Origin of the sequence: Acinetobacter sp. NIPH 817, assembly GCF_000368405.1 — a bacterium.
Classification (GTDB): Bacteria; Pseudomonadota; Gammaproteobacteria; order Pseudomonadales; family Moraxellaceae; genus Acinetobacter.
The window spans coordinates 646,056-669,491 of sequence record NZ_KB849420.1 but is presented as its reverse complement, the minus strand read 5'-3'; the positions used below and the strand labels follow the sequence as shown (position 1 = coordinate 669,491).

Here is a 23,436-nt window from a genome sequence, read left to right as displayed (position 1 = left end):
TGCATTTTTATCATTTGGAATAAAAAAGCTCCATCTACTCACTGAAGTTCTTCATTTAGGCACTGCTTTTGCATTGATAAATACAAACCCACTCGCAGGAGTATTGTATGAATCAACCAGAAACAGCTTCCGTCATTTCTTCAAGCACAGAATTCTCATCAGCAGAATATTTTGCTCAGCGTCAACTCAAACAAGGTACGGTTGGTTGGTTACTCCTGATTGGTTTAGGCGTTGCTTATGTGATATCGGGTGATTTTGCTGGCTGGAACTTCGGCATAGCCCAAGGTGGTTGGGGTGGCATGTTTATTGCCACTGCACTCGCCGCCTTGATGTACCTATGTCTATGTCTTTCTATGTCAGAAATGTCCACCATGATGCCGACAGCAGGTGGCGGTTATAGTTTTGCACGTGCTGCTTTTGGCCCTTTGGGGGGCTATTTAACAGGAACAGCCATTTTAATTGAATACGCAATTGCCCCTGCGGCGATTGCCGTATTTATTGGCGGTTATTGCGAATCTCTATTTGGCATTAATGGCTGGATGATTTATCTCGCCTGCTACGCCATTTTTATGGGCATACATCTGAAAGGTGCCGGCGAAGCCTTAAAAATTATGTTCGCAATTACACTTGTCGCAGCTGTTGCTCTAGTTGTGTTTATTGTCGCAATGATTCCACATTTTAATACACAAAACCTGTTAGATATTCCTGTTGGCACAGCAGCTGGTGCAAGTCGTTTTCTACCTCATGGCTATTTAGGCATCTGGGCCGCAGTTCCCTTTGCAATCTGGTTTTTTCTTGCAGTTGAAGGTGTGCCATTAGCCGCCGAAGAAGCGAAAGATCCAGCAAAATCTCTCCCACGCGGTCTAATCGGTGCAATGCTCATCTTAACGGCGTTTGCCATGCTCATTTTATTCTTGGGTGCAGGCGCAGCAGGTGCAAGTACTTTGCAAAACTCAGGTGCTCCCCTCGTCGATGCTCTGGTTAAAGTTTATGGTACCAATACTTGGCTTGCGACTTTTGTTAACTTTGTTGGTTTAGCAGGTTTAATCGCAAGTTTCTTTTCAATTATCTATGCTTATTCCCGTCAAATTTTTGCACTCTCTCGTGCTGGTTACTTACCTACTTCACTCTCTTTAACCAATAAAAATAAAGCCCCTTATCTTGCGATTATTATTCCGGGCATTATTGGGTTCTTACTTTCACTGACCAAAGAAGGCGATTCACTGATTTTAATCGCGGTTTTTGGTGCAACCATTTCTTATGTGTTGATTCTCTTATCCCACATCAAACTACGCCTATCTAAACCCGACATGCCTCGTCCTTATAAAACTCCCGGAGGAATCGTTACTTCAAGTATTGCCTTAATCCTAGCAGTCGCTGCTGTAGTTGCAGGCTTTGTTGTTAATCCAAAAGTTTGGTTTATTGCTGCCGCTATTTATGTCGCATTTATTGCTTACTTTTTACTCTATAGCCGTTATCATTTAGTTAAAGGTACGCCAGAAGAAGAGTTTGCAAATATTAAAGCGGCAGAACAAGAACTATAAAAAAGGATTCAGCTATGAGTTATCGCAATATTATCGCCAATCAACAGTATCACTTTGCTGACCTGAAGACCTTAATGGCAAAAGCAACGCCGTTACGTTCTGGCGATGAATTAGCAGGTGTAGCAGCCAGAGATGCAACCGAACATGTTGCGGCACAAATGACTTTGGCCGATGTACCGCTTAAAACCTTTTTAAATGAAGTTGTGGTCGATTACGAAACTGATGAGATTACACGACTGATTATTGATGACCATGATCTGGCAGCCTTTGCCCCTATTTCACACTTTACGGTAGGTGATTTTCGAAATTGGTTACTTGGAGAACATGCCACTTGCCAAAGCTTAAAAGCATTAGCATCAGGTTTAACTCCAGAAATGGTAGCTGCTGTCAGCAAAATTATGCGTAATCAAGATTTGATTTATGTCGCCAGCAAATGTGAGGTAATTACCCAGTTTCGCAACACGATTGGTTTAAAGGGGCATCTTTCCACTCGCTTACAACCGAACCACCCTACCGATGATGTGCTTGGTATTTCTGCCAGTATTTTAGATGGTTTGATGTATGGCAATGGTGATGCCGTGATTGGCATTAACCCTGCCACAGATAACCTGCATAATTTGTCAGAGCTACTGAAATTGCTTGATCATGTCATTCAGGAATATCAGATTCCGACACAATCTTGTGTACTTACCCATATCAGCTCAGGTATTCAACTGGCTGAAAAAAACGTGCCAATTGATTTAATGTTTCAATCAATCGCTGGCACCCAACTGGCAAACGAAGGATTTGGAATTTCACTCGATTTACTACAAGAAGGATATGAAGCCACGCTCGCACTTAAACGCGGAACGATTGGACAAAATGTTATGTACTTTGAGACGGGTCAAGGCAGTGCCTTATCCAGCAATGCTCATCACGGCGTTGACCAGCAAACATTAGAAACGCGTGCTTATGCAGTGGCCCGTAAATACAATCCGCTTTTAGTGAATACAGTCGTTGGTTTTATTGGCCCCGAATATCTTTTTAACGGTAAACAAATTATACGTGCGGGGCTAGAAGACCACTTCTGCGGCAAATTACTCGGAGTACCAATGGGCTGCGACATTTGCTATACCAACCATGCCGATGCTGACCAGAATGATATGGATGTTCTCCTTACCCTATTTGGTGCTGCGGGCATTAATTTTATTATGGGAATTCCGGGTTCAGACGATGTCATGCTCAACTATCAAACGACCTCGTTCCATGATGCTCTTTATTTAAGACAACTCCTCGGTTTAAAACCCGCTCCTGAGTTTTCAGCTTGGCTTGAACAGCAAGGTATTTTTAAACAGCAAAACTCTCAAATCTGTTGGGCAGACCACATGCCTGACCAATTCTCTCGTCTGCTCATGAACTAGGGAGAACACCATGAAACTGAACCGTAATATTCAATACCCTCCCTCTACTCATCAAGATCAGTGGGAAAAACTTAAACAGTTTACTGATGCCCGCATTGCTCTAGGACGTGCAGGTTGTAGCATCCCAACACGAGCCTTACTTGAATTCCAATTGTCGCATGCACAAGCAAAAGATGCGGTTTATCAAGACTTGGATGTTTCCTATTTATCTGAGCAATTAGCGCAAAGACAGCTGCAAACTCTTCATGTCCAAAGCAACGCACTCAATAAGGAAATTTATCTTAAACGTCCTGATTTAGGACGTCAGCTTTCAGATCAATCAAAAGATGCCTTAATTAAGAAGTATGCAGAAGACATTCAACAATACGATGTTTGTATTGTGGTCGGTGATGGACTCTCTGCAAGAGCGATTGAAGCGAATGCTATTCCATTCATTACCGCGCTAACTGAGCAAGTTCAGCAAGAAAACTGGACTCTTGCATCCATTGCACTGGCAACAGGCAGTCGGGTTGCTTTAGGTGATGAGGTTGCTGAGATCTTTAAGGCACCCATGCTAGTGATGCTCATCGGTGAGCGCCCGGGCTTAAGCTCTCCTGACAGTATGGGAATCTACTACACATGGAATGCATATTCAGGCTGTCTTGATGCTAAACGTAATTGTATTTCTAATGTCCGCTCTGCAGGCTTAAGTATTCCAGTTGCGGTACAACGTTTAATGACATTAATGAAAAAATCAAAACAGCTCGGCTTTTCAGGAGTTAATTTAAAAGATGAACATCAACTTTCAGATATAGGTCTTGAGGGAACTCAAAAGCTATTATTTTAAACAGTAGAATATGTTTAGGGATTTATTGATAAATAGATAATCCTTTGCATAACAACATCATTTTAACGAAAAATATCAATTTTCAGGTATTGACGATTTATACAGATATTTTCTTCTTTATATTTATCGCTATACTCCACCTATTGATCTTCTATGAATCATTTGTATGAGCACAACAAACGCCTTCCCAAAAACTATTTATGCCATTCAGCATCTTGCTTTCGAAGACTTAGGTTCATTAGAAGATGTCTTTTATCAACTCGGATTTCGCGTCCGTTATTTTGAGGCAGGTGTTGATGATTTAACCCCTGCTTTTTCACATGAAGGTTTAACTATTATTTTAGGCGGTCCAATCGGAGTTTATGAAACTGACGATTATCCATTCTTAAAAGATGAAATCGCTTTACTCAAACAACGTTTAGCAGCTGACAAGCCTACACTTGGTATTTGCCTAGGCGCACAGCTTATTGCTCATGCACTTGGCGCAAAAGTATATGCAGGACATCAAAAAGAAATTGGCTGGGGACCACTGAGCTTAAGCTTACGCGCTAATCAGGTTTTATCTGGTTTGCTTAACAATGTTCATGTTCTACATTGGCATGGCGACACTTTTGATCTTCCTGAAAATGCGGTGCTATTAGCAAGTTCCGATGTTTACACCAATCAGGCATTTGAAGTCGGTAATAATATTCTTGCCTTGCAGTTCCACATTGAAACGACTGAAGAACATTTTGAAAAATGGCTCATTGGTCATACATGTGAACTTCGCCATGCCAATATTTCAATTCCAAAACTTCGCGAAGAAAATCAGCAATATGCTCAAAATCTCGAACATGCTGCTTTTGATGTTATTCAAAAATTTCTTAAACGAATTGGATATAGTGGTTAATCTTTAATTCAATATATTAGTTAAATTATACTTAGAAAGCCAAATGCTCATTTTTCACCCAGAGATGGATTATTAATCCGTCTTTGGGAACCTTTATAATTAATTTCCGTGTATTATTAATTTATTAACTTTGTAACATAAAATAAACGCTGATTTACTATGGAAATCCTGAAATTTATTAAAAGCTTTAATACAGTGAACACTTATTTATTGCTAGCATCTATTCTTCTTATAATCATTGTTCTTTATTTCTACGTGGTTAATCCGGCTTAGCTTATTTGCCAAAGCACCATAAAGCATAATATATGTAAGAAAATAGATATAAAAAAGCCCAACTGAGTTGGGCTTTTTTATATCTGCTATTTGCTCAAAAACATTTTACGCGTCTTATTTTTTCTCAGGCTTAAAGCTATCTTTTAAATCGAGAATACGGTTAAACACTGGTTTTTCAGGTGAATGATCGTGTTGATCAGCAACAAAATAACCTTCGCGTTCAAACTGGAAACGATCTTCTGGATTCGCTTGTGCCAAAGCAGGTTCAATTACAGCTTCTAACACTTGTAATGAATCCGGATTTAAGTTCGCCAAGAAATCATCACCTGTTTCAGGATCTGCTTCTGTGAACAAACGATCATAAATACGTACTTCAGCAGGAATACCTTTTGTCGCAGATACCCAGTGAATTACGCCTTTCACTTTACGGCCTTCAGGGTTTTTACCTAATGTTTCTGGGTCAATTGAACATTTAAGCTCAATCACTTCACCATTAGCATCCTTAATAACTTCATCACATTTAATGACATAAGCATGGCGTAAACGCACTTCACCATCAGGAACTAAACGCTTGAAGCCTTTTGGTGGTACTTCTTCAAAGTCTTTACGGTCAATATAGATTTCCTTAGTTAAAGGAATCACACGGTCACCCATATCTACGTTTGGATGGCGAGCATGTGTAAGATCCATATCTTCTGCTGGTAAATTAGTTAAAGTCACTTTAAGTGGACTTAAAACAGCCATTCCACGCGCAGCTGTATTTTCCAAAGATTGACGAATACAGAACTCAAGCATTGCAACATCTACAATACCGTCAGTTTTAGATACACCTACACGCTTACAAAACTCACGTAAGCCTTCTGGTGTGAAACCGCGACGACGCATACCCACTACAGTCGGCATACGCGGGTCATCCCAACCATTCACATGACCACCTTCCACCAATTTACGTAATTTACGTTTTGATGTAATGGTGTAGTCCACATTTAAGCGTGAAGATTCATACTGATGTGGAACCGCTGGAGATTTTACCTTTTCTACAATCCAGTCATAAAACGGACGGTGATCTTGGAACTCTAATGTACAAAGTGAATGAGTAATCCCCTCGATCGCATCAGACAATGGATGAGCATAGTCATACATTGGATAGATTTTCCATTTATCACCTGTTTGGTGATGTTCTGAATGCAATACACGATATAAAATTGGATCACGCATGTGTACGTTTGGACTTGCCATATCAATTTTGGCACGTAAAACCGCTTCACCCTCTTTAAATTCGCCACTACGCATTTTTTCAAAACGCGCAAGGTTCTCTTCAACAGATGCATCACGGTATGGTGAATTTTTACCCGGCTCAACAAAACTACCGCGGTTTAACTTAATTTCTTCTGGAGATTGTAAATCAACATAAGCATCGCCTTGCTCAATGAGTTGGACAGCCCATGCATATAATTGATCAAAATAACCCGATGCATAGCGTGGTTCACCATTCCAGTTAAAACCAAGCCATTTCACATCATTAGCAATACCGTCAACATACTCTTGTTCTTCAGCATCAGGGTTTGTATCGTCAAAACGTAAATTACATAACCCATCAAATTCTTCAGCCACACCAAAGTTTAGGCAAATTGCTTTTACATGACCAATATGTAAATAGCCATTTGGTTCTGGTGGAAAACGCGTTACGATCTGCTTTGCACGCCCAGCAGCCAAGTCTTCTGTAATGACTTGGCGAACGAAATCTAAGCCAGCCTGTTGTTCTTGCTGCGCAGAATCGACAGAGGCATGAGTATTCGGTGTCGGGTTATTTGGCAGGCTCGAGACAACATCATTAGGCTTCATAGTGTATCAATCACTTCTTTGTAGATAAAATTTCGAAAAATTTAAACGCTATCTTCATTTTTCACAAAGATTTTAACGTTTTTTACTTGCCTTGTAGTTTACAGTTTGCTTATGCTTCTCTCAACCAAAAACCCATGGTCATAAGCCCATGTTTAGGAGATTAATGTAATGAGTTTTCCTCAAGTCGAATTAAACACCAATAAAGGTCGTATTGTTCTTGAACTGAATGCTGAAAAAGCACCTAAAACAGTAGCAAACTTTTTAGAATATGTACGTGACGGTTTTTATGACGGCGTTATTTTCCACCGCGTCATTGATGGTTTCATGATCCAAGGTGGCGGTATGGATGAAAACTTCAAAGAAAAAGCGACACGCGATTCAATTGAAAACGAAGCTGATAACGGTTTAAGCAATGACGAAGGTACGATTGCAATGGCGCGTACTCAAGCTCCTCACTCAGCGTCTGCTCAATTCTTCATCAATGTAAAAAATAACTCTTTCTTGAACCATACTTCTAAAACTGCTCAAGGTTGGGGTTATGCTGTATTTGGTAAAGTTGTTGAAGGTTTAGATGTTGTTGAAGCGATCAAAGGTGTTCGCACTGGCAACCGCGGTTATCACGCTGACGTTCCTTTAGAAAATGTAGTAATCGAATCTGCTAAAATTATTTCTGAATAATTTTAGGATAAAGCTGTGACTTATCTGTTTATCTCAGATTTACATTTGTCACCTGAACACCCTCGACTCGTTCGAGGGTTTTTAGACTTATTGGTGCATTACCAGCATAAAAATACTCAACTCTACATCTTAGGCGACTGGTTTAATGCCTGGATTGGAGATGACTATTCAGCACCATGGCTTGATGAAATTGTTGAGGCCTTAAAAGACTTTAATCAAAAAGGGAATCAGGTTTACTTTCAAGTCGGTAATCGTGATTTTGCGCTTAATCAGGTTTTCCTCAATAAATTTAATGGCGTCTTACTCCCTGACGTTTATTCCCTCAATATCGCAGGACATCAATATCGTCTAGAACACGGCGATGCATTATGTACAGATGATATTTCTTATCAAAGATTTAAAAAGATTATTCGAAATCCGCTCTTAGTTGCTCTTTTACGCCGGACTCCTCTCAGTTTTCGCACTAAACTAGTGAATGGCTTTCGCAAAAGAAGCTCCGCTGATAAACAGCAAAAAAGCTATGAAATTATGGATGTAAATGAACAAGCTGTTATTTCTGCTTTAGAAGATGTAGATATACTGATTCATGGGCATACTCACCGCCCTTCAATTCACCAGGTAAAAGCGAAACAACGAATTGTTCTTGGCGATTGGCGTGAAGATCAGGCTTATATTTTGGAAATTGATCCATCCTCAAATACGCAACATCTCGAATTGATTGTCTGGAATTATTAACTAGTAATTAGTCATTTTTTATTTCAACTTTCAATTCTTTAATTTTTTTATTTAAATCAGAATCGTAAATCACACACATGCTGGCAATAAATATAAATCTCCAGCTTATTTGTGCATGATCGTGATAATCAATGTATAAAATAAGAAGACTCAATACAAATATAAGAATGATAAAGGCTTTAACAATTCTAATTTCTCGCAGCTTACTCTTTGCATTTGTTGGCATTAAATCAATCATTTTCAATAAATTACTAAAACTTCATATAAACATTATATTTCTTTATCGAATTACATAGGAAATGTTTTTGAATAAAATAGCGTATGATGGCAAAGATTAAATTCTCTCAATTGCCATAAGATTGATATGGAGCACACCTATGGACCTATTGAATTCTGTTAAAAGTCGCTATACAACAAAAGCGTATGATTCTGAAAAGAAAATTCCTCAAGAAAAATTTAATAAATTATTAGAAATTTTACGTTTTACTCCTTCTTCAGTAAATATTCAGCCTTGGCATTTCGTAATTGCCGATAATCAGGCAGCTAAAGAACGAATTGCAAAAGCCTTAACAGGTAAATATGCCTACAATGCTCCAAAAGTACTCGAGTCATCACACACACTTATCTTTTGCACAAGAACAGATATTTCAGCTGAATACTTAAATCAATTGCTTGAACAAGATGATTTGAGCGGTCGTTTTAAAGATGAAAAAGCAAAGCTCGGCCAAAAAGATACTCGCCATGGCTATGTTGAATTCTATCGAAATGAGCAGAAAAATTTATTTGGGTGGATGGAAAATCAAACATTCATTGCTTTAGGGCAACTACTTTTTGCTGCTGGTTTAGAAGGAATTGATGCTACGCCAATGGGCGGCTTTGATGAAGATATTTTAAATACTGAGCTTGGGTTAACTGAAAAAGGCCTGCGTAGTTCAGTCATTGTTTCTCTAGGTTATCGCAGTGAAAACGATTTCAATGCCAAATTACCTAAATCACGCCTACCAGATGAAGTTATTTTTACCTATTTATAAAATGAAAATGGTTCAAGAGATTCAACTCTCTTGAACTATAAACTCATTGCCCGAGCTAAACAAAGTACGCCACTGATCCCCAATAAAATACCCAAAGTGGTAGACCATTTTAATTTTTCTTTATATAAAATAACGCCACTTGCAATTCCTAATAACACAACGAGAATATTCATACTTGCAAAAACAATTGCAGGTGAATCCTTTAAAAGAATATGAGCCTTCACATATAAAGCAATATTTGAAAAATTAAGCACACCTAATACTAATCCAGCTATAGCACTTTTAAGCTGCCATTTTTGGGTTTTCTGCACCAATAAATATGAAATTGATAATATAAAAGATGTAATAAAAATAAGATTCAACGTGAGTGTAAATTGAAGACCTAAACTACTCGTATATTTTAAGAGAATGTCTACCGCGGCATATCCACACCAAACACTTAATAGAGCAACAATTGCTTTTCGAGATTGGTGATTCGAAGAAGTATTCATTTGTCCAAATAAGACGAGTAAGACTGCAAAAACTCCTAGACCTGTTCCCCACAGCTTTAATGCATTAAATTGCTCATTAAAAATGAAATAAGCTGCGAGTAAAGAAAGTACCACGGAAAGACGTTGTGCAACCTCAGTTTTAACAATTCCTGCATATTCTAATGATTTAGCTAAACATAGAAAAATACTGGGCAAAATCATTCCTAATGCAACAATTAACCACCAAGGCGTCTTTTCTATTGAAATATGTTGAATATCCGGCTGAAACCACCAAAAGCAAAGAAGACTCGCACTCGCATAATTCCATGCAATCATTTGTAGCGGCTGGTAACCTTTTTTCTTTAAGTTTTTTAATAGGATGGACACCAAAACACTGCTTAAAGCAGCAGCTAATATTAATAGCATCGATTAAAACTCTATTTATTTAGATATATCAGCCATAATGATCAAATTACGACTACTGTTGAATCAAATATTTTAAATTAATTTATAAATAAACATAAAAAAAGCCAGTCATTATCTGACTGGCTTCTTTTTAGATTTCAATTAACGATTATTTTCGTCTTCTTGACCATCTTCAAATTTAGTATCGTTGTCAAAACCACCTTGATGACCACCGAAACCGCCTTGACCACCGAAACCGCCTTGACCACCGAAGCCACCTTGACCACCGAAGCCGCCGCCTTGACCACCGAAGCCGCCTTGACCGCCGAAGCCGCCTTGACTACCACCAAAGCCACCACCTTGACCGCCACCAAAGCCACCGCCTTGACCGCCACCAAAGCCACCAGTAGGTTGACCACCGAAGCCGCCTTGTGTGCCACCTTGTGCTGGGAAGCCTGTACCTTGCGCGCCTGCTGGACGTGGGTTACGAGCTGGAACAACAGTTGAAATAGCGTGTTTGTAAACCATTTGACTTACTGTATTTTTTAATAAAACAACATATTGGTCAAAAGATTCAATATGACCCTGTAATTTAATACCGTTCACAAGGAAAATAGAAACAGGGATACGTTCTTTACGGAGAGAATTTAAGAACGGATCTTGTAAAGTTTGACCTTTAGACATTTTTAACTCCAAAAAAAAATTTTTAAATCAGCGCAAAAAAACTATCTTTATTTTTCAACTAAAAATTATAAAAAGACAGTGTGCAAATTTTGCTTTATCCATAAGAGTTTCGCAAGTCTTCTTTCGCCTGCTTTATCGTCAAGTAAGTTTTAAAATCGTGTATTTCTTGCAAAGAACGTAACCACGTATATTGACGTTTGGCAAGTTGTCGTGTTGCAAATAAAGCTTTATCCTCCATTTCACGTTTACTTTTGAGACTTAAGTCACTTTTTAATAGAAATTCTAGTGCTTGTCGATAACCCACTGAACGCATTGAGGGTAAATTTTCATCTAAATCGTATTTTTCAATTAGAGCTTCAACTTCACTCAAAAAACCGATATCCCACATTTTGCTTAATCTTTGCTCAATGCGTTGATGTAATTCTACCCGATCTGGAAGTAAAGCATAATTATGAAATATGTATCGATATGGTACGTTTTTTGGTTGTTCTGCCTGCAATTTAGTAATTGGTTCACCCGTAATCTTATAAACTTCTAATGCTCGAATAATCCTTTGCTTATCAGTCACATTAAATTTTATAGCTGCAGCAGGATCTACAGAAACCAACTCATCATAAACGGCTTGCCAGCCTTCATTTAAACCTTTTTCTTCAATTGCTGCGCGAACTTGAGCATCAGCACTCGGCAAATTACCAGACAACCCTTCTAATAATGCCTTAAAGTACAACATGGTGCCTCCTACCAGAATAGGAGTCTTACCGCGTGAATGCATATCATCAATTAACTTACATGCATCTTCAACAAACTGAGCAGCTGAATAAACTTCAAGAGGCGTAATAATATCAATCAGATAATGAGGATAGAGCGCTTGCTCTTCACGCGTTGGTTTAGCCGTGCCGATATCCATATCTTTGTAAACGAGTGCAGAATCAACAGAAATTAGCTCAAAATTTCCACGCTCATATAATTCACATGCCAAAGCGGTTTTTCCGCTTGCAGTTGGTCCCATTAAATTGATGACGGGCAATTGATTTGACATGTAAAACTACTCTCCTCGAGCAAATAATTTATCTAATTGAGATAATGGAAATGCACGCCAAGTCGGCCGCCCATGGTTACATTGGCTCGCAAATTCAGTTTGTTCCATTTGACGAAGTAAAGCATTCATTTCTGAAAGGCTGAGTTGTCGATGTGCACGCACTGCACCATGACATGCCATTCCAGCTAATAACTCGTCTCTTTTTTGAAGTAACCCTTGTGCCTCATCATTTGGATCTAAATCATTTAAAAGTTCTGGAATAAGATTTTCAAAATCAGCTTTTTGTAATATGGCAGGCACACCGCGAACAATAACTTGCTCACCGCCATATAAATCAATTTCCAAACCTAAGCGCTCAAGTTGAGGTTTTAACTCCTCTACCCTAACGGCCTGCATACGGCTAATAGAAATGACTTTAGGTATAAGTAACTGCTGAGATGTCCAAAATTCAGGTTTATCCCAAGCATTTTTCATTTGTTGTAATAAAATACGCTCATGTGCCGCATGCATATCAACAATAATAAGCCCTTCGGTATTTTGGGCTAAAATATAAATTCCATGAAGTTGAGCAATTGCGATACCTAATGGAAATTCATCGACTTTAGCAACAGGCTCAATATTTTCATCAACTGAAAAATTGGCAGCAGGTTGATCACGTAATGGAGCCAAGTAAGTCTTTAAGGCATTATTTAACTGCGCAGAACCATTATATTTTGGAGTTTGTTCTGCATAGTGAACAGCTTGTGGACGACTGTCGTTAAAATCAGTTAAAAGTTCAGTAGACGGCTGATAACTACTCGGCTTGTCTAGTGTTGTATCAACAGCTTGCTCTGTACGATGCAATGTGAATTGTTCTTGATATTTAGGCTGAGGTTGTACCCATGAGGCCTGAGTATCGTCCACCTTCATAGCTTGGGCTAAATCAGCACTCGCTGTCTGAAATTGTGCTAGGGTTTCTTTAGCGTAATGTCTTACAAACTCATGTACTTCGCGTTGATTTAGAAAACGAATCTCATGTTTGGTTGGATGAACGTTAACATCAATATTTTCAGGATCAACTTCTAAGAAAAGTAAATAAGATGAATGCTGATGACCATGTAAAATACCGTCATAAGCCATTCGTAAAGCATGTGAAATGGTTTTATCTTTCACAATTCGGCCATTTACATAGACATATTGTAAGTCTGCTTGAGCACGTGCATCTGAAGGATGTCCTAACCAACCCGACAAACGCATGTTGATACTGTCAGCATCTATCCAGTAAGCATTTTGAACAAACTGTTGACCCAATAATTGCTGTACACGCTGAAATCTTAATTCACCGCTATCGGCTATTGGTAAATTAATCCGAATATTATCGTTATGCTCGAGTACAAAACGTATATCAAAATGTGTTAAAGCCAGACGACGTACAATTTCTTCAATATGACCAAATTCAGTGGTTGGTTTTTTTAAAAATTTACGTCGTGCAGGAACATTAAAAAATAAGTCCTGAACACGTATATGGGTTCCCTTTTGAGCAGCAACAGCTTGTACTTCTTGATGATCAAATGCTGTGCCGTTTACTTCAACCTGATGGCCGATCCCACTTTCATCTTGACTACTCGTCAATGTCAATCTTGAAACAGCGGCAATCGAAGCAAGTGCCTCCCCGCGAAATCCTAGACTTACAATAGCGTGTAAATCTTCTGCCGTTTTAATTTTACTTGTGGCATGACGCATAACAGCTAGTGCTAAATCTTCAGAATGAATACCATGCCCATTATCAATAATCTCTATTAGGGTCGAACCACCTTGAGCAATTCGCACAATGAGTTCAGTTGCACCAGCATCGATAGAGTTTTCTAATAATTCTTTAACAACAGATGAAGGACGCTCAATCACCTCACCAGCAGCAATCTGGTTGGCTAACGCTGCGTCTAATGTATGGATACGACGTTGTGTTAGCTTTTCATCAGTCATGAAGCTGTTCCTGCAAAGTCTGATACAAATGTTCTGTAGGTAACGTTAGGGTTACTAAACGGCTCAACTCATCATCTGACTTTTGAATATCAATAATGATATTGGCCTCTGGAATTTCATCGCCACCTTTTGATGGCCATTCAAATAAAAATAATGCGTCTGTGATATCTAAATAATCACGGATTCCCATTAATTCAAGTTCGTACGGATCATTCAAACGATATAAGTCAAAATGAAAAATTTCTTTATTATTAATTTTATAGGGTTCAACGAGTGTATAAGTTGGACTTTTAACAGAGCCCTTGTGGCCCAATGCCTGTAAGAAATAGCGCGTAAGTGTGGTTTTACCCGCACCTAGATCCCCAATTAAATAAATTACACCCGACTGAACATGCTGCGCCAAAGCTTGAGCTAAACGCTCAGTATCTTCTTCATGATTTAAGACCAATTTCAATGAATACGACATAGCACACATAACATGATTCGAAATAATCGATATGATAACATTGCCCTGCCTTAAAAGCCTACTTAAGCCCTAGAAGTTGGCTTTTTTTATATCAATTTTCTTACATATTTACACTTTTTTATGTCTAGTCCGAACGATTTTTTGCCACCTATGATTGATGGTGTAAGCGCAAGCCAAGTCTATCTTCCTGCACACACAAATACTCAAACGATTTATGAGTATCTATGCCAACATTTCCAACATATTAAAGTGCAAGAGTGGCAACAACGATTTCAAGATGGACTTATTTATGGCGCAAATGGACAAAAACTAACATTAGACAGTCCATACCAAAGTAATACCCATATTTTTTATTATCGATTTCTGGCTTATGAACCACATGTTCCATTTGAACATCGGATTTTATTTGAGAATGATGATTTACTGGTGGCCGATAAACCCCATTTTTTAACAATTAGCCCGACTGGACAATATGTTCAAGAAACACTTTTAGTCCGTCTTAAAAAACAAACAGGCAATGAATTTTTAACCCCTATTCATCGTCTAGACCGTGAAACTGCTGGTGTTGTTCTATTTTGCAAACGGGTTGAGTCGCGTGGTATTTACCAACAATTATTTGCAGAGCGCCAAGTCAATAAAATTTATCACGCTGTTGCACCTTATAAAAAAGATTTAAATTTCCCTCAGACATTACATTTGCATTTAGATAAAGGTCATCCTTTTTACACTATGCAAGTTATAGAAAATGCAAAAACAAATACCGAGACTTATATTGAGCTTATCGAGCATAACCAGATTTGGGCAAAATATCGCTTAACACCGACAACAGGCAAACAGCACCAACTCCGGGTGCATCTTAATTACTTAGAAATTCCGATTAAAAATGATCCATTTTATCCAGTAGTTCAACACAAGGCAGAAGATGATTTCTCTGAACCATTACAGCTGCTAGCTAAGCACATTTCATTTATAGATCCCCTCACAAAAGAGGGAATGTCTTTCAATTCTGAGTTTGAATTGACATTGTAATGTAACCGTAATGACAAAAAGATTATTTTTTATGCCAAAAAGCATTGAAATTACATTGCGATGGTTTAAAATAAATTCCTAAAAATTAAAAATCATTTGGTTTTGTTATTCATGCGAAAAACAGAAGTTTATCAGGTTCGACTTGACTCCCAAGAAAAAAAGCAGGCTTTTGCTGTTTTTAAACAACTGGGAATTACCCCTGCCCAAGCAGTACGACTTTTTTTTAAACAGGTCGTATTAACTAAATCTATTCCTTTTGCTATCGAAAATCAGAATATTAATATGGAACAATTATTAAAGCTGAGAAAAGCAAAAGCATCTTCATTGAACCAAAATCCATCAACTTTAACTGAAGATGATGACCATGAAGATTTATTTGAAGAACTTAATGCACTTCTTGGTGAAAGCGACAAAACTTAACACTGTTGCATTTATAAACAAGTTTTAACGTCAAAAAGCTGTTTTTTTCGTTATGCTCTCTTTGTAAAAACATAATGATAAGTTACAAGGAGTGCCAAATGATCGTTAGACGAGCGACTTTTGAAGATTTAGAGCAACTCGCCGTTTTATTTGATGAATATCGCCAATTTTATGGGGCCTCTTCTAATTTTAATGAATCACTTCACTTCCTTAAACAACGTTTTGAAAATAGAGAAAGTGTGTTCTTCATTCATATTAAAGACGATAAAATCACGGGTTTTATTTTACTCTATTTAGGTTTTTCTTCAGTTGCTTGTTCAACTTATTATATTTTAGATGATGTATATGTTACGCCCGTTTTTCGTCGTCAAGGTTCCGCTAAACAGCTAATCGATACAGCAATCTTATTTGCAAAACAAGAAAATGCTTTGCGGATTAGTTTGGAAACTCAAAGTAACAACCATGAATCTCATCGTTTATATGAACAAATGGGATTTATTCGAGATAGTGAGTTCCAAACCTTCCATTGTTTTCTTAAATGATATTTTGAGCGAGCTGTTTTTGTTGTTCAGATAAATAAACCCACTCACCATCTTCAAGTTCAGGTAAAACCAATTGCCCTACTTGATGGCGATGTAATGCTTCTACCTTATTTCCTACAGCTGCAATCATTCTTTTTACTTGATGATAAACACCTTGATGAATCGTCATAGTTAATTGATGCGTTTCTAATATCTCAACATCTGTTGCAGCAAAAACACCTTTTTCTTGATGCAAATTTACGCCTTGGCTCAACATTTCAATTTGCTCAGGTGTAACTGGATCTATAGTCGAAACATGATAAACCTTTGGTACATGTTTACGAGGATGAGTTAAAGCTTGAAGATATTTACCGTCATCGGTAAGTAAAAGTAAGCCCGTCGTATCTTGATCTAAACGACCAATAGCCTGCACACCACGTTGAATCATAATTTCTGGTAAGAGGCTAAATACGCTTTGATGATGATGAGGCTGGTGTGAACACTCAAAACCTTTTGGTTTTTTTAGAGCAAGGTAAACTTTTTCTCGATATTGATAATTTTCCCCAAATAGAGAAAACTCTAAATTTTCTGGAGAGAATTGCTTTTTGAGATCATCTGCAACCTCTCCATCAATACTTACAGATCCGTTTTTTATTAACTGCTGACAATATTTACGTGAACCAAACCCTTGTGATTGTAAAATTTTTTCCAGCAGCATGAAGTTTTCTCATTAGAACTAAGCTGTTATTTTAACGTAGTTTCCACTTTTTACTAAACGCTACGAGCAGCTCTTTACATTTACTTCATTCAACTCACACACTATTCTTCAACTACTCGATAAATATTTTCGTTCTGCTCACTTTCAAATAATAATTCGGTAGTAGGCAAAATAATTTCATTATCAACAATAATATGTTCAATACGTTGGCTCAGCTTTAACGATTCATTCTCATGTTCAACTAAATTTTTCTTTAGTTGCGCTTTTGCATCATGAATCTGGTCAAACTGATCTTTGATTTTGATATCAATAATGTCCATAAATCTGTCCTGTACTCATGAGTAATGACTATTTTTATATCACAATTTTTAAAAACTAAATTTTTTAACTTGTTAATTTATATAACATTGTTTCCAAGCGTAACCAGAAATTAAAACTCTTTAGGATTGAGAGATATACAATCATTTATTCGTAAAAATAAGATTTGAAATCGGCTATATCTTTTAAAGCGTTCACATTACGTGTCTTAAATATTATACAATTCCATTTATTTACTTCCTCTGCACTCCCCATGCTTGCCCAATTTGATGTTAATTTAGTTGTTCTACTCGTTCTGTTGATCTGCGGCTTATTAAGTCAAAATGCAGCTGTAACGATTGCAGCCGGTGTGCTCATTGTCGTTAAAATTACGCCATTAAATGAGTTTTTTCCCTATATTCAAGCTCACGGTCTTAATTTAGGAATTCTTATTTTAACGATTGGTGTCCTTACTCCAATTGCCAGTGGGAAGCTCAGTGGGGAGAGTATTTTAAAATCATTTGTTAGTTTTAAATCACTTTTGGCTATTGCAATTGGCTTATTAGTCGCTTGGTTGGGTGGTCGTGGAGTAAAACTAATGTCAAGCCAACCTGATGTGGTTGCAGGTTTATTGATTGGTACGGTTGCTGGTGTTGCTCTACTTCGTGGTGTACCGGTCGGCCCTCTGATTGCAGCAGGCTTACTCTCTTTATTTATTGGTAAATAAGAAGTCGATATTAAAAAAGGTGCAATTAAGCACCTTTTTAACACTTAGGCTAAATTATTTTTTTTAGCCAGAATAATAGGCATTTCGTTTTAAAGAAAACTTTTCTAACTGCTTTAAAAATCCTTCAAAATAACTTTTCTCTTTTTCTTCAGTTCGATAACCCGCATATAAAGTTCGTCTTAAACCTGTAGGAGAAACACAATCTAAACGACGGCTTGTGACCCACCCCTTTTGTTCATATTCATTTACTACCCAATCAGGTAAAGCAGCAATACCTCGTCCACTTGCAACAAGTTGAATAAGCATTTGGGTTAAATCTGTTGTTCGTATTTGCTTAGGCTGAATATTCGCAGGAATGAAAAGTTTAGACATGATATCTAAACGGTGCTTATCAACTGGATAAGTAATTAAAACCTCTTCGGCCAACTCTTGAACTGTAATATTCTCAGCCCGCACCAAAGGATGAGTATTTGATAAGACTAACCGTGATTCGTATTCAAAAATCGGAAAATACTCAATTCCTTTTAATGCAATTGGGTCTGCTGTAATCAGCAAATCAAATTCAGCATTTTGTAAGAGTTCATGCGGATTGGCTTCAAAACCTGAAGCGAAGTCTAAATCTACATCTGGGTATTGCTGGCGATACTGATTTAATAAAGGCATTAACCAGTCAAAACAACTATGGCATTCCGATGAAAAAATAATTCTGCCGGTCTGTCCATGCACAATACGCGTGATATCACTGTGGGTAATCTGAATTTGTGGCAAAACATCATCAGCTAACTTTAATAAGCGCTGTCCAACATTAGAAAAACTAACAGGTCTACTTCGACGATTAACAACCTCTACCCCATACCAATGATCTAATTCTTTTAATTGATGGGAAATGGCAGATGGCGTTAAACAAAGGTCATTTGCTGCCGAAACTAATGAACCATGCTCGCGTAAAGCAACTAAAGTTTTAAGGTGACGAATTTCTAACATGGGCCAAGCCTAAAAAAGAGATTTATCTACAAATGGATAAAGCTCATCTTTACTTTTCCATAAAACTTTCGATAAATCTGCATTAATGAATTTTATTCACTTTAACACAAAATTAGTTAGTTTGTCTCAACATGAATTTTATTTCACTATTTTTGCTTGGGATGAATTTAGGTATCTTTAAAAATGAAGGGAAATTAAAACGATCTCATAAAGTTTTTAAAGTGATTAAAAAAAGTATGAAAAACAAAAATAGACCTCATAAAGGTCTATTTTTTAAAACATTAAAAATTACTGTGCTAATACATTTAAGCTAATAATCGTATAACTCTGGTTTTTAGGTTTTACTTTCAAGTTTAGGGGAGCTGTTACTTCTACTAAGTACTCTCCAGCTTTTGGAAATCTAAGCTCAACCTGACCATTCTTTTCTGCCTTAAACTGCTTTACTTGTTTGTCAGTTGCACCCTTTTCTCTTAAATTAACTTCAGCATAAGCTAAAGGCTGGCCCTTTTCAGTTATAGCTAATTTAACTGGTTGAGCAGCTTTAATTTGGTTTGGATGTACGGAGAAACTAACTTTAATCGGTGTATTAGGAAGCTGAATATCTGAAACTTTTCCCTTAGAAAGATAACTCTGCAATATCCACTCACGTGTTACTTGCTCTGGTTTAATTGTTTTTGTTTCAAGGTCAGTCGGAATCAAATATTCACGTTCTGCTTTCGGTGGAGCTTTATCAGCTGGCATATCAACAAATAGATGCCATTCTTTTTGGTCATATACATATTTTAAAGGATAACTCGCCTGAGTTTGAACAATGTATGTGCCTTCTTCAGGTAGGTCTATATCAAAAACAGTTACAGACTTATGTACAGCTTCTGAGTTGATGGTTTTAAGCTCATTTTTAGGTGTAATTACAGTAAGCTTGGCATCCTTTAAAGCATATTCACTATTTAATGCTTCTTCAGCATAACCAGCAATTACAGTTACTTGAGTCTGTTCAGTTTTATAAGCTACAGGTGCTACATAAGGTTCGTGAGCAAAGCCTGTTGTACATATCAATGCAAGTGACGTCATTAGAAATCTATTCATTATTACAAAATCCTGTTGTATGCAAAGTGAAAAAATCAGACAAAATATAAGCGGATACAGTATACACAAATAAAAATAATTCTTATTATCATTCGTTATTTTTTATTATTTATAGATCAAAACGTGAAAATTTAAATTTACCTCATTTAAATATGTAATCATTTTCTCATTAATTTAGTTTTTTATTATTCTGTTCTCTTTTCCCTTATACTTCTCTTTTTTGTGTCTTTCCTCAACTTATTATGGCGTCCCCACAATCTCCTCTTTCTACACATCAACACTATTCACTCTTTTTAGCAATTTTCTCTCTCGCTGTAGGTGGTTTTTGTATTGGAACTACCGAATTCGTCGCAATGGGACTGATTCAAGAAATTGCAAATAACTTAAATATTACTGTACCTGAAGCTGGTCACTTTATTAGTGCTTACGCATTAGGTGTAGTTATTGGCGCTCCTATCATTGCTATTCTCGGCGCCAAAGTTCCGAGAAAAACTTTATTACTTTGCTTAATGCTTTTTTATGGTGTAGCTAATGCCTTTACCGCTTTAGCTCATACCCCCGAAACTGTTTTAATCTCACGTTTCATTGCAGGTTTACCACACGGAGCATATTTTGGAGTAGGTGCATTAGTTGCAGCAGAACTCGCTGGCCCATCAAGAAGAGCTTCTGCAGTTGCCCAAATGATGATGGGTCTTACAGTCGCAACTGTAATTGGCGTTCCTCTCGCGACGTGGTTAGGTCAAAATTTTGGCTGGAGAGCTGGTTTTGAGTTTTCAGCAACCTTTGCTTTCGTCACTTTAATTGCTGTTGGCTTTTTTGTACCCAATATTCCAGTCCAAGCTACTGCCAGTATAAAAACAGAATTAGCTGGTCTTAAAAATATCAACATGTGGTTAACACTAGCAGTAGGTGCTATCGGTTTTGGAGGCATGTTTTCTGTTTATAGTTATGTCTCACCAATTTTGACTGAATATACAAAAGTTAATATCCAAATTGTCCCTATCGCTTTAGCTATCTGGGGTATCGGTATGGTTATTGGTGGCTTAGCAGCGGGATGGCTTGCAGATAAAAACCTAAACAAAACGATTGTAGGTGTATTAATTAGTTCAGCAATCGCTTTTGTTGTTGCCAGTTTCTTAATGAGTAATATCTATAGTGCTATTGCTTCATTATTTTTGATTGGCCTCACCGTAATGGGATTAGGCGGAGCTTTGCAAACCCGTCTAATGGATGTTGCAGGCGATGCCCAAACATTAGCAGCATCACTCAACCACTCTGCCTTTAATATGGCCAATGCATTAGGTGCATTTTTAGGGGGATGGGTACTCAGCCACCAAATGGGCTGGATCGCACCAATCTGGGTAGGTTTTGTTTTAAGCCTTGGCGGTCTTATCATTTTACTTATTGCATTTGCAGTAGAAAAAGCCAGCAAAAAAGCTTAATTAAAGAAAAGGCTAACTTATTTTTTCTAATCAGTTAGCCTTCCACCACAGTGTGGGCAATAACATTTTTTCTCTCGAGCCGACTCCTCTTCCTCTAATACTTTTTCACGCATAATTTGAATAATTAAATTATGCGCTTGCTCTTTTGGTAATCCTACTTTTTGACGGACCCGCTCTATTTCAATTTCATCATGTAAAATATCAATGCCTTGTGCTTGAAGTAACTCACGAAACTCTTGCTCTAGTCTCTGATTACGTTGATTAAGCTCATTTGCAAGTCCAGACGCCAAAATACCAGCTGGTAAAGCCGCAATACCAACACCCAAAATTGTAATGAGTGCCCCCAGTAACTTTCCTAAACTGGTCACTGGTGTTACATCGCCATAACCCACTGTGGTTAAAGTCACTACAGCCCACCACATAGATTTAGGTATTGAACTAAAAGCTTCTGGTTGAGCCTTGTTTTCAACCACATAAATTCCAGAAGCAGTCATAATAATCATAATAATTAAAATAAAGATAACTGCTTGAAAAGAACCCTTTTCACGTTTAATCACACATAACAATATCTGTAGTGATATAAAATACCGTGTTAATTTTAATAGGCGAAGTAAACGTAAGATTCTTAGCATACGAAGATCAATTCGTACAAAGAAATTGAGATAGGCAGGTAAAATTGCCATCAAATCAATAATTGCTTCCCCACTTTTCATCCAATTCAAGCGAGTTTTCCATGCGGATTGTGTCGTATCTCGATCTGCAATACTCCACAATCTCAATAAATATTCAATACTAAAAATTGCAATAGAAATAACTTCAAAATAGTCAAACCAAACACGATAACTTGTGTACAAATCATTTACTGTTTCTAATAAAACGGCAGCGACATTACCAATAATTAAAACAACTAAAAAATAATTAATACATCTACTTACCGTAGTTTCATAGTCATGATTATGAAGATTATTATAGAAAAACTTACGCAATCCCTTCAACGCTGAATTTTGCATATTGATCTGACCACTTGATATTGAAGATATAGTAAGCTTTCACTGCCTATTCACCAATACGGTCTTCAATAAATTTTCCTTAACACGCTTCGGTAATTAAAATTTTATATTTTTCTACTTCAGCTCGCCGCTACACATCGGAATTCATTTTCTTTCCACCACATCACATCATAGATTCCCGGATGTGATTTTAAGATAATATTTATATAATTTTGCAGCACCATAATATGATGGGTAATATCAATTTTTCGAAATAAAAATTTTCTTAAAATAGGTGTATTCGGTGAAATAAAAATTGCGAATCCATTTCTATATTCTTCATAGACACTTATTCCAAGATACATCGTTATTTCAGGCAATGGAATTTCAATTTGCCATCCCCAATTTTCACTATATAGTTCTACATTTAAATGATATCTATTTCTCAATATACTGAAAATATATTGCGCGATGTCTTCAGTTTTTTGAACTAAAATCCCTCCTTCGTTAGAGTGCATTTTTTGTTCATATAGTTGATAATCATCAAATTTAAATTCAACTATTGTCTTTAGCATTCTCAAATTCCCTATATAAAATACCCATATTTTTTTTAATTATTTTTAAGTTCGTTTAATTATTTTAAAACAAAAAACCAGTTAATTACTACTACTATATTCAATTTTATATATATCAAAATTTAAAATGATATATTTAACGTTTTTAAATAAACTTATGACTCATTTCACGCTTTTAATAAAATCAATAATTCAAAAAGACCAATTTTTATCCAACATTATATCTAAGTTATTTTATTTAATAATTTTTTACACCTGTTACACCTTAATCTAGATATATAATTTATTTTTTGATCTTTAATATTTTCTAAAAATTAGTATTAGAATATATTAATTTAATAAGATATCTTTATAGCTTTCTTTAAAATTAACCATACTAAGTACTATTTATTAGACTGATA

At 36.9% G+C, this 23,436-nt stretch carries 26 protein-coding genes; 13 read left to right on the top strand and 13 right to left on the bottom strand.

The window, feature by feature from the left end:
- The first annotated feature begins 107 nt into the window (after window positions 1–107).
- The 5 genes from eat to F968_RS20595 all read left to right on the top strand — a co-directional run bounded on the left by eat (window position 108) and on the right by F968_RS20595 (window position 4,932).
- Entirely contained in the window at window positions 108–1,544 is a 1,437-nt protein-coding gene (gene eat, locus F968_RS06870; protein ID WP_004791592.1) for an ethanolamine permease, read from the top strand.
- Window positions 1,545–1,558: 14 nt separating this feature from the next.
- A complete protein-coding gene (locus tag F968_RS06865; RefSeq protein WP_004791591.1) occupies window positions 1,559–2,944 on the top strand; it encodes an ethanolamine ammonia-lyase subunit EutB in 1,386 nt (461 codons plus the stop codon).
- A 10-nt stretch (window positions 2,945–2,954) separates the two neighbouring features.
- Window positions 2,955–3,770, top strand: coding sequence for an ethanolamine ammonia-lyase subunit EutC (eutC, locus tag F968_RS06860; RefSeq protein ID WP_004791587.1), 816 nt, complete (start codon window positions 2,955–2,957; stop codon window positions 3,768–3,770).
- Between the two features lie 166 nt (window positions 3,771–3,936).
- The gene (locus F968_RS06855; RefSeq protein ID WP_004791586.1) at window positions 3,937–4,659 is read left to right on the top strand and encodes a glutamine amidotransferase; all 723 of its coding nucleotides are present in this window, start codon (window positions 3,937–3,939) and stop codon (window positions 4,657–4,659) included.
- Window positions 4,660–4,818: 159 nt separating this feature from the next.
- The gene (locus F968_RS20595) at window positions 4,819–4,932 is read left to right on the top strand and encodes a hypothetical protein (RefSeq protein WP_081325758.1); all 114 of its coding nucleotides are present in this window, start codon (window positions 4,819–4,821) and stop codon (window positions 4,930–4,932) included.
- Between the two features lie 114 nt (window positions 4,933–5,046).
- Here the strand turns inward: F968_RS20595 and F968_RS06850 are convergent, their stop codons facing one another.
- Entirely contained in the window at window positions 5,047–6,777 is a 1,731-nt protein-coding gene (locus F968_RS06850) for a glutamine--tRNA ligase/YqeY domain fusion protein (RefSeq protein WP_004791584.1), read from the bottom strand.
- A gap of 168 nt (window positions 6,778–6,945) precedes the next feature.
- Here F968_RS06850 and F968_RS06845 point away from each other — a divergent pair, with 168 nt between their 5' ends.
- Window positions 6,946–7,455: a peptidylprolyl isomerase gene (locus tag F968_RS06845; RefSeq protein ID WP_004791583.1), complete on the top strand. Its 510-nt coding sequence runs from the start codon at window positions 6,946–6,948 to the stop codon at window positions 7,453–7,455.
- A gap of 15 nt (window positions 7,456–7,470) precedes the next feature.
- Window positions 7,471–8,190, top strand: a complete 720-nt coding sequence (locus tag F968_RS06840; protein WP_004791581.1) for a UDP-2,3-diacylglucosamine diphosphatase — start codon at window positions 7,471–7,473, stop codon at window positions 8,188–8,190.
- Between the two features lie 7 nt (window positions 8,191–8,197).
- Here F968_RS06840 and F968_RS06835 read toward each other — a convergent pair whose 3' ends face one another.
- The gene (locus tag F968_RS06835) at window positions 8,198–8,428 is read right to left on the bottom strand and encodes a hypothetical protein (RefSeq protein ID WP_004791579.1); all 231 of its coding nucleotides are present in this window, start codon (window positions 8,426–8,428) and stop codon (window positions 8,198–8,200) included.
- A gap of 139 nt (window positions 8,429–8,567) precedes the next feature.
- Here F968_RS06835 and nfsB point away from each other — a divergent pair, with 139 nt between their 5' ends.
- Window positions 8,568–9,221 carry an oxygen-insensitive NAD(P)H nitroreductase gene (gene nfsB / locus F968_RS06830; protein WP_004791577.1) on the top strand — a complete coding sequence of 218 codons (654 nt, stop codon included), beginning with the start codon at window positions 8,568–8,570 and terminating at the stop codon, window positions 9,219–9,221.
- Window positions 9,222–9,256: 35 nt separating this feature from the next.
- Here the strand turns inward: nfsB and F968_RS06825 are convergent, their stop codons facing one another.
- The 5 genes from F968_RS06825 to tsaE all read right to left on the bottom strand — a co-directional run bounded on the left by F968_RS06825 (window position 9,257) and on the right by tsaE (window position 14,247).
- Window positions 9,257–10,117: a DMT family transporter gene (locus tag F968_RS06825; protein ID WP_004791575.1), complete on the bottom strand. Its 861-nt coding sequence runs from the start codon at window positions 10,115–10,117 to the stop codon at window positions 9,257–9,259.
- 141 nt (window positions 10,118–10,258) lie between these two features.
- Window positions 10,259–10,780, bottom strand: a complete 522-nt coding sequence (gene hfq / locus F968_RS06820) for an RNA chaperone Hfq (RefSeq protein WP_004791573.1) — start codon at window positions 10,778–10,780, stop codon at window positions 10,259–10,261.
- A gap of 94 nt (window positions 10,781–10,874) precedes the next feature.
- Window positions 10,875–11,819: a tRNA (adenosine(37)-N6)-dimethylallyltransferase MiaA gene (miaA, locus tag F968_RS06815; protein ID WP_004791571.1), complete on the bottom strand. Its 945-nt coding sequence runs from the start codon at window positions 11,817–11,819 to the stop codon at window positions 10,875–10,877.
- 6 nt (window positions 11,820–11,825) lie between these two features.
- Complete coding sequence (gene mutL, locus F968_RS06810) at window positions 11,826–13,781, bottom strand: DNA mismatch repair endonuclease MutL (RefSeq protein WP_004791569.1); 1,956 nt, start codon at window positions 13,779–13,781, stop codon at window positions 11,826–11,828.
- Window positions 13,774–14,247, bottom strand: coding sequence for a tRNA (adenosine(37)-N6)-threonylcarbamoyltransferase complex ATPase subunit type 1 TsaE (tsaE, locus tag F968_RS06805; protein WP_034596161.1), 474 nt, complete (start codon window positions 14,245–14,247; stop codon window positions 13,774–13,776). The genes mutL and tsaE overlap by 8 nt, the downstream gene beginning before the upstream one ends.
- 120 nt (window positions 14,248–14,367) lie before the next feature.
- Here tsaE and F968_RS06800 point away from each other — a divergent pair, with 120 nt between their 5' ends.
- The 3 genes from F968_RS06800 to F968_RS06790 all read left to right on the top strand — a co-directional run bounded on the left by F968_RS06800 (window position 14,368) and on the right by F968_RS06790 (window position 16,238).
- Window positions 14,368–15,276: a pseudouridine synthase gene (locus tag F968_RS06800; RefSeq protein ID WP_004791565.1), complete on the top strand. Its 909-nt coding sequence runs from the start codon at window positions 14,368–14,370 to the stop codon at window positions 15,274–15,276.
- 111 nt (window positions 15,277–15,387) lie between these two features.
- Window positions 15,388–15,696 (top strand): type II toxin-antitoxin system RelB/DinJ family antitoxin, encoded by a 309-nt coding sequence (locus F968_RS06795; RefSeq protein WP_004791563.1) that lies wholly within the window; start codon window positions 15,388–15,390, stop codon window positions 15,694–15,696.
- A 98-nt stretch (window positions 15,697–15,794) separates the two neighbouring features.
- The gene (locus F968_RS06790) at window positions 15,795–16,238 is read left to right on the top strand and encodes a GNAT family N-acetyltransferase (protein ID WP_002122286.1); all 444 of its coding nucleotides are present in this window, start codon (window positions 15,795–15,797) and stop codon (window positions 16,236–16,238) included.
- Here the strand turns inward: F968_RS06790 and F968_RS06785 are convergent.
- The gene (locus F968_RS06785) at window positions 16,231–16,935 is read right to left on the bottom strand and encodes a pseudouridine synthase (protein WP_004791559.1); all 705 of its coding nucleotides are present in this window, start codon (window positions 16,933–16,935) and stop codon (window positions 16,231–16,233) included. The two genes, F968_RS06790 and F968_RS06785, sit on opposite strands and share 8 nt — an antisense overlap.
- Before the next feature lie 101 nt (window positions 16,936–17,036).
- Entirely contained in the window at window positions 17,037–17,255 is a 219-nt protein-coding gene (locus F968_RS06780) for a hypothetical protein (RefSeq protein WP_004791556.1), read from the bottom strand.
- Between the two features lie 251 nt (window positions 17,256–17,506).
- Here F968_RS06780 and F968_RS06775 point away from each other — a divergent pair, with 251 nt between their 5' ends.
- Window positions 17,507–17,959 carry a DUF441 domain-containing protein gene (locus tag F968_RS06775; protein WP_004791554.1) on the top strand — a complete coding sequence of 151 codons (453 nt, stop codon included), beginning with the start codon at window positions 17,507–17,509 and terminating at the stop codon, window positions 17,957–17,959.
- Between the two features lie 63 nt (window positions 17,960–18,022).
- Here F968_RS06775 and F968_RS06770 read toward each other — a convergent pair whose 3' ends face one another.
- Window positions 18,023–18,943 (bottom strand): LysR family transcriptional regulator, encoded by a 921-nt coding sequence (locus tag F968_RS06770; protein WP_002122195.1) that lies wholly within the window; start codon window positions 18,941–18,943, stop codon window positions 18,023–18,025.
- Between the two features lie 288 nt (window positions 18,944–19,231).
- Window positions 19,232–20,029: a DUF4198 domain-containing protein gene (locus F968_RS06765; RefSeq protein WP_004791549.1), complete on the bottom strand. Its 798-nt coding sequence runs from the start codon at window positions 20,027–20,029 to the stop codon at window positions 19,232–19,234.
- Between the two features lie 242 nt (window positions 20,030–20,271).
- Here F968_RS06765 and F968_RS06760 point away from each other — a divergent pair, with 242 nt between their 5' ends.
- Window positions 20,272–21,471: an MFS transporter gene (locus tag F968_RS06760; RefSeq protein WP_004791547.1), complete on the top strand. Its 1,200-nt coding sequence runs from the start codon at window positions 20,272–20,274 to the stop codon at window positions 21,469–21,471.
- 26 nt (window positions 21,472–21,497) lie between these two features.
- Here the strand turns inward: F968_RS06760 and F968_RS06755 are convergent, their stop codons facing one another.
- Window positions 21,498–22,481, bottom strand: coding sequence for an ion transporter (locus tag F968_RS06755; protein WP_004791545.1), 984 nt, complete (start codon window positions 22,479–22,481; stop codon window positions 21,498–21,500).
- Window positions 22,482–22,600: 119 nt separating this feature from the next.
- On the bottom strand, window positions 22,601–23,035 hold the full coding sequence (locus F968_RS06750; protein WP_004791543.1) for a hypothetical protein: 435 nt from the start codon (window positions 23,033–23,035) through the stop codon (window positions 22,601–22,603).
- Window positions 23,036–23,436: the final 401 nt, after the last annotated feature.

Coding starts and splice junctions, on each gene's coding strand:
- eat (WP_004791592.1), top strand. CDS start 108: ATGAATCAACCAGAAACAGCTTCCGTCATTTCTTCAAGCACAGAATTC.
- F968_RS06865 (WP_004791591.1), top strand. CDS start 1,559: ATGAGTTATCGCAATATTATCGCCAATCAACAGTATCACTTTGCTGAC.
- eutC (WP_004791587.1), top strand. CDS start 2,955: ATGAAACTGAACCGTAATATTCAATACCCTCCCTCTACTCATCAAGAT.
- F968_RS06855 (WP_004791586.1), top strand. CDS start 3,937: ATGAGCACAACAAACGCCTTCCCAAAAACTATTTATGCCATTCAGCAT.
- F968_RS20595 (WP_081325758.1), top strand. CDS start 4,819: ATGGAAATCCTGAAATTTATTAAAAGCTTTAATACAGTGAACACTTAT.
- F968_RS06850 (WP_004791584.1), bottom strand. CDS start 6,777: ATGAAGCCTAATGATGTTGTCTCGAGCCTGCCAAATAACCCGACACCG.
- F968_RS06845 (WP_004791583.1), top strand. CDS start 6,946: ATGAGTTTTCCTCAAGTCGAATTAAACACCAATAAAGGTCGTATTGTT.
- F968_RS06835 (WP_004791579.1), bottom strand. CDS start 8,428: ATGATTGATTTAATGCCAACAAATGCAAAGAGTAAGCTGCGAGAAATT.
- nfsB (WP_004791577.1), top strand. CDS start 8,568: ATGGACCTATTGAATTCTGTTAAAAGTCGCTATACAACAAAAGCGTAT.
- F968_RS06825 (WP_004791575.1), bottom strand. CDS start 10,117: ATGCTATTAATATTAGCTGCTGCTTTAAGCAGTGTTTTGGTGTCCATC.
- hfq (WP_004791573.1), bottom strand. CDS start 10,780: ATGTCTAAAGGTCAAACTTTACAAGATCCGTTCTTAAATTCTCTCCGT.
- miaA (WP_004791571.1), bottom strand. CDS start 11,819: ATGTCAAATCAATTGCCCGTCATCAATTTAATGGGACCAACTGCAAGC.
- mutL (WP_004791569.1), bottom strand. CDS start 13,781: ATGACTGATGAAAAGCTAACACAACGTCGTATCCATACATTAGACGCA.
- tsaE (WP_034596161.1), bottom strand. CDS start 14,247: ATGTCGTATTCATTGAAATTGGTCTTAAATCATGAAGAAGATACTGAG.
- F968_RS06800 (WP_004791565.1), top strand. CDS start 14,368: ATGTCTAGTCCGAACGATTTTTTGCCACCTATGATTGATGGTGTAAGC.
- F968_RS06795 (WP_004791563.1), top strand. CDS start 15,388: ATGCGAAAAACAGAAGTTTATCAGGTTCGACTTGACTCCCAAGAAAAA.
- F968_RS06790 (WP_002122286.1), top strand. CDS start 15,795: ATGATCGTTAGACGAGCGACTTTTGAAGATTTAGAGCAACTCGCCGTT.
- F968_RS06785 (WP_004791559.1), bottom strand. CDS start 16,935: ATGCTGCTGGAAAAAATTTTACAATCACAAGGGTTTGGTTCACGTAAA.
- F968_RS06780 (WP_004791556.1), bottom strand. CDS start 17,255: ATGGACATTATTGATATCAAAATCAAAGATCAGTTTGACCAGATTCAT.
- F968_RS06775 (WP_004791554.1), top strand. CDS start 17,507: ATGCTTGCCCAATTTGATGTTAATTTAGTTGTTCTACTCGTTCTGTTG.
- F968_RS06770 (WP_002122195.1), bottom strand. CDS start 18,943: ATGTTAGAAATTCGTCACCTTAAAACTTTAGTTGCTTTACGCGAGCAT.
- F968_RS06765 (WP_004791549.1), bottom strand. CDS start 20,029: ATGAATAGATTTCTAATGACGTCACTTGCATTGATATGTACAACAGGC.
- F968_RS06760 (WP_004791547.1), top strand. CDS start 20,272: ATGGCGTCCCCACAATCTCCTCTTTCTACACATCAACACTATTCACTC.
- F968_RS06755 (WP_004791545.1), bottom strand. CDS start 22,481: ATGCAAAATTCAGCGTTGAAGGGATTGCGTAAGTTTTTCTATAATAAT.
- F968_RS06750 (WP_004791543.1), bottom strand. CDS start 23,035: ATGCTAAAGACAATAGTTGAATTTAAATTTGATGATTATCAACTATAT.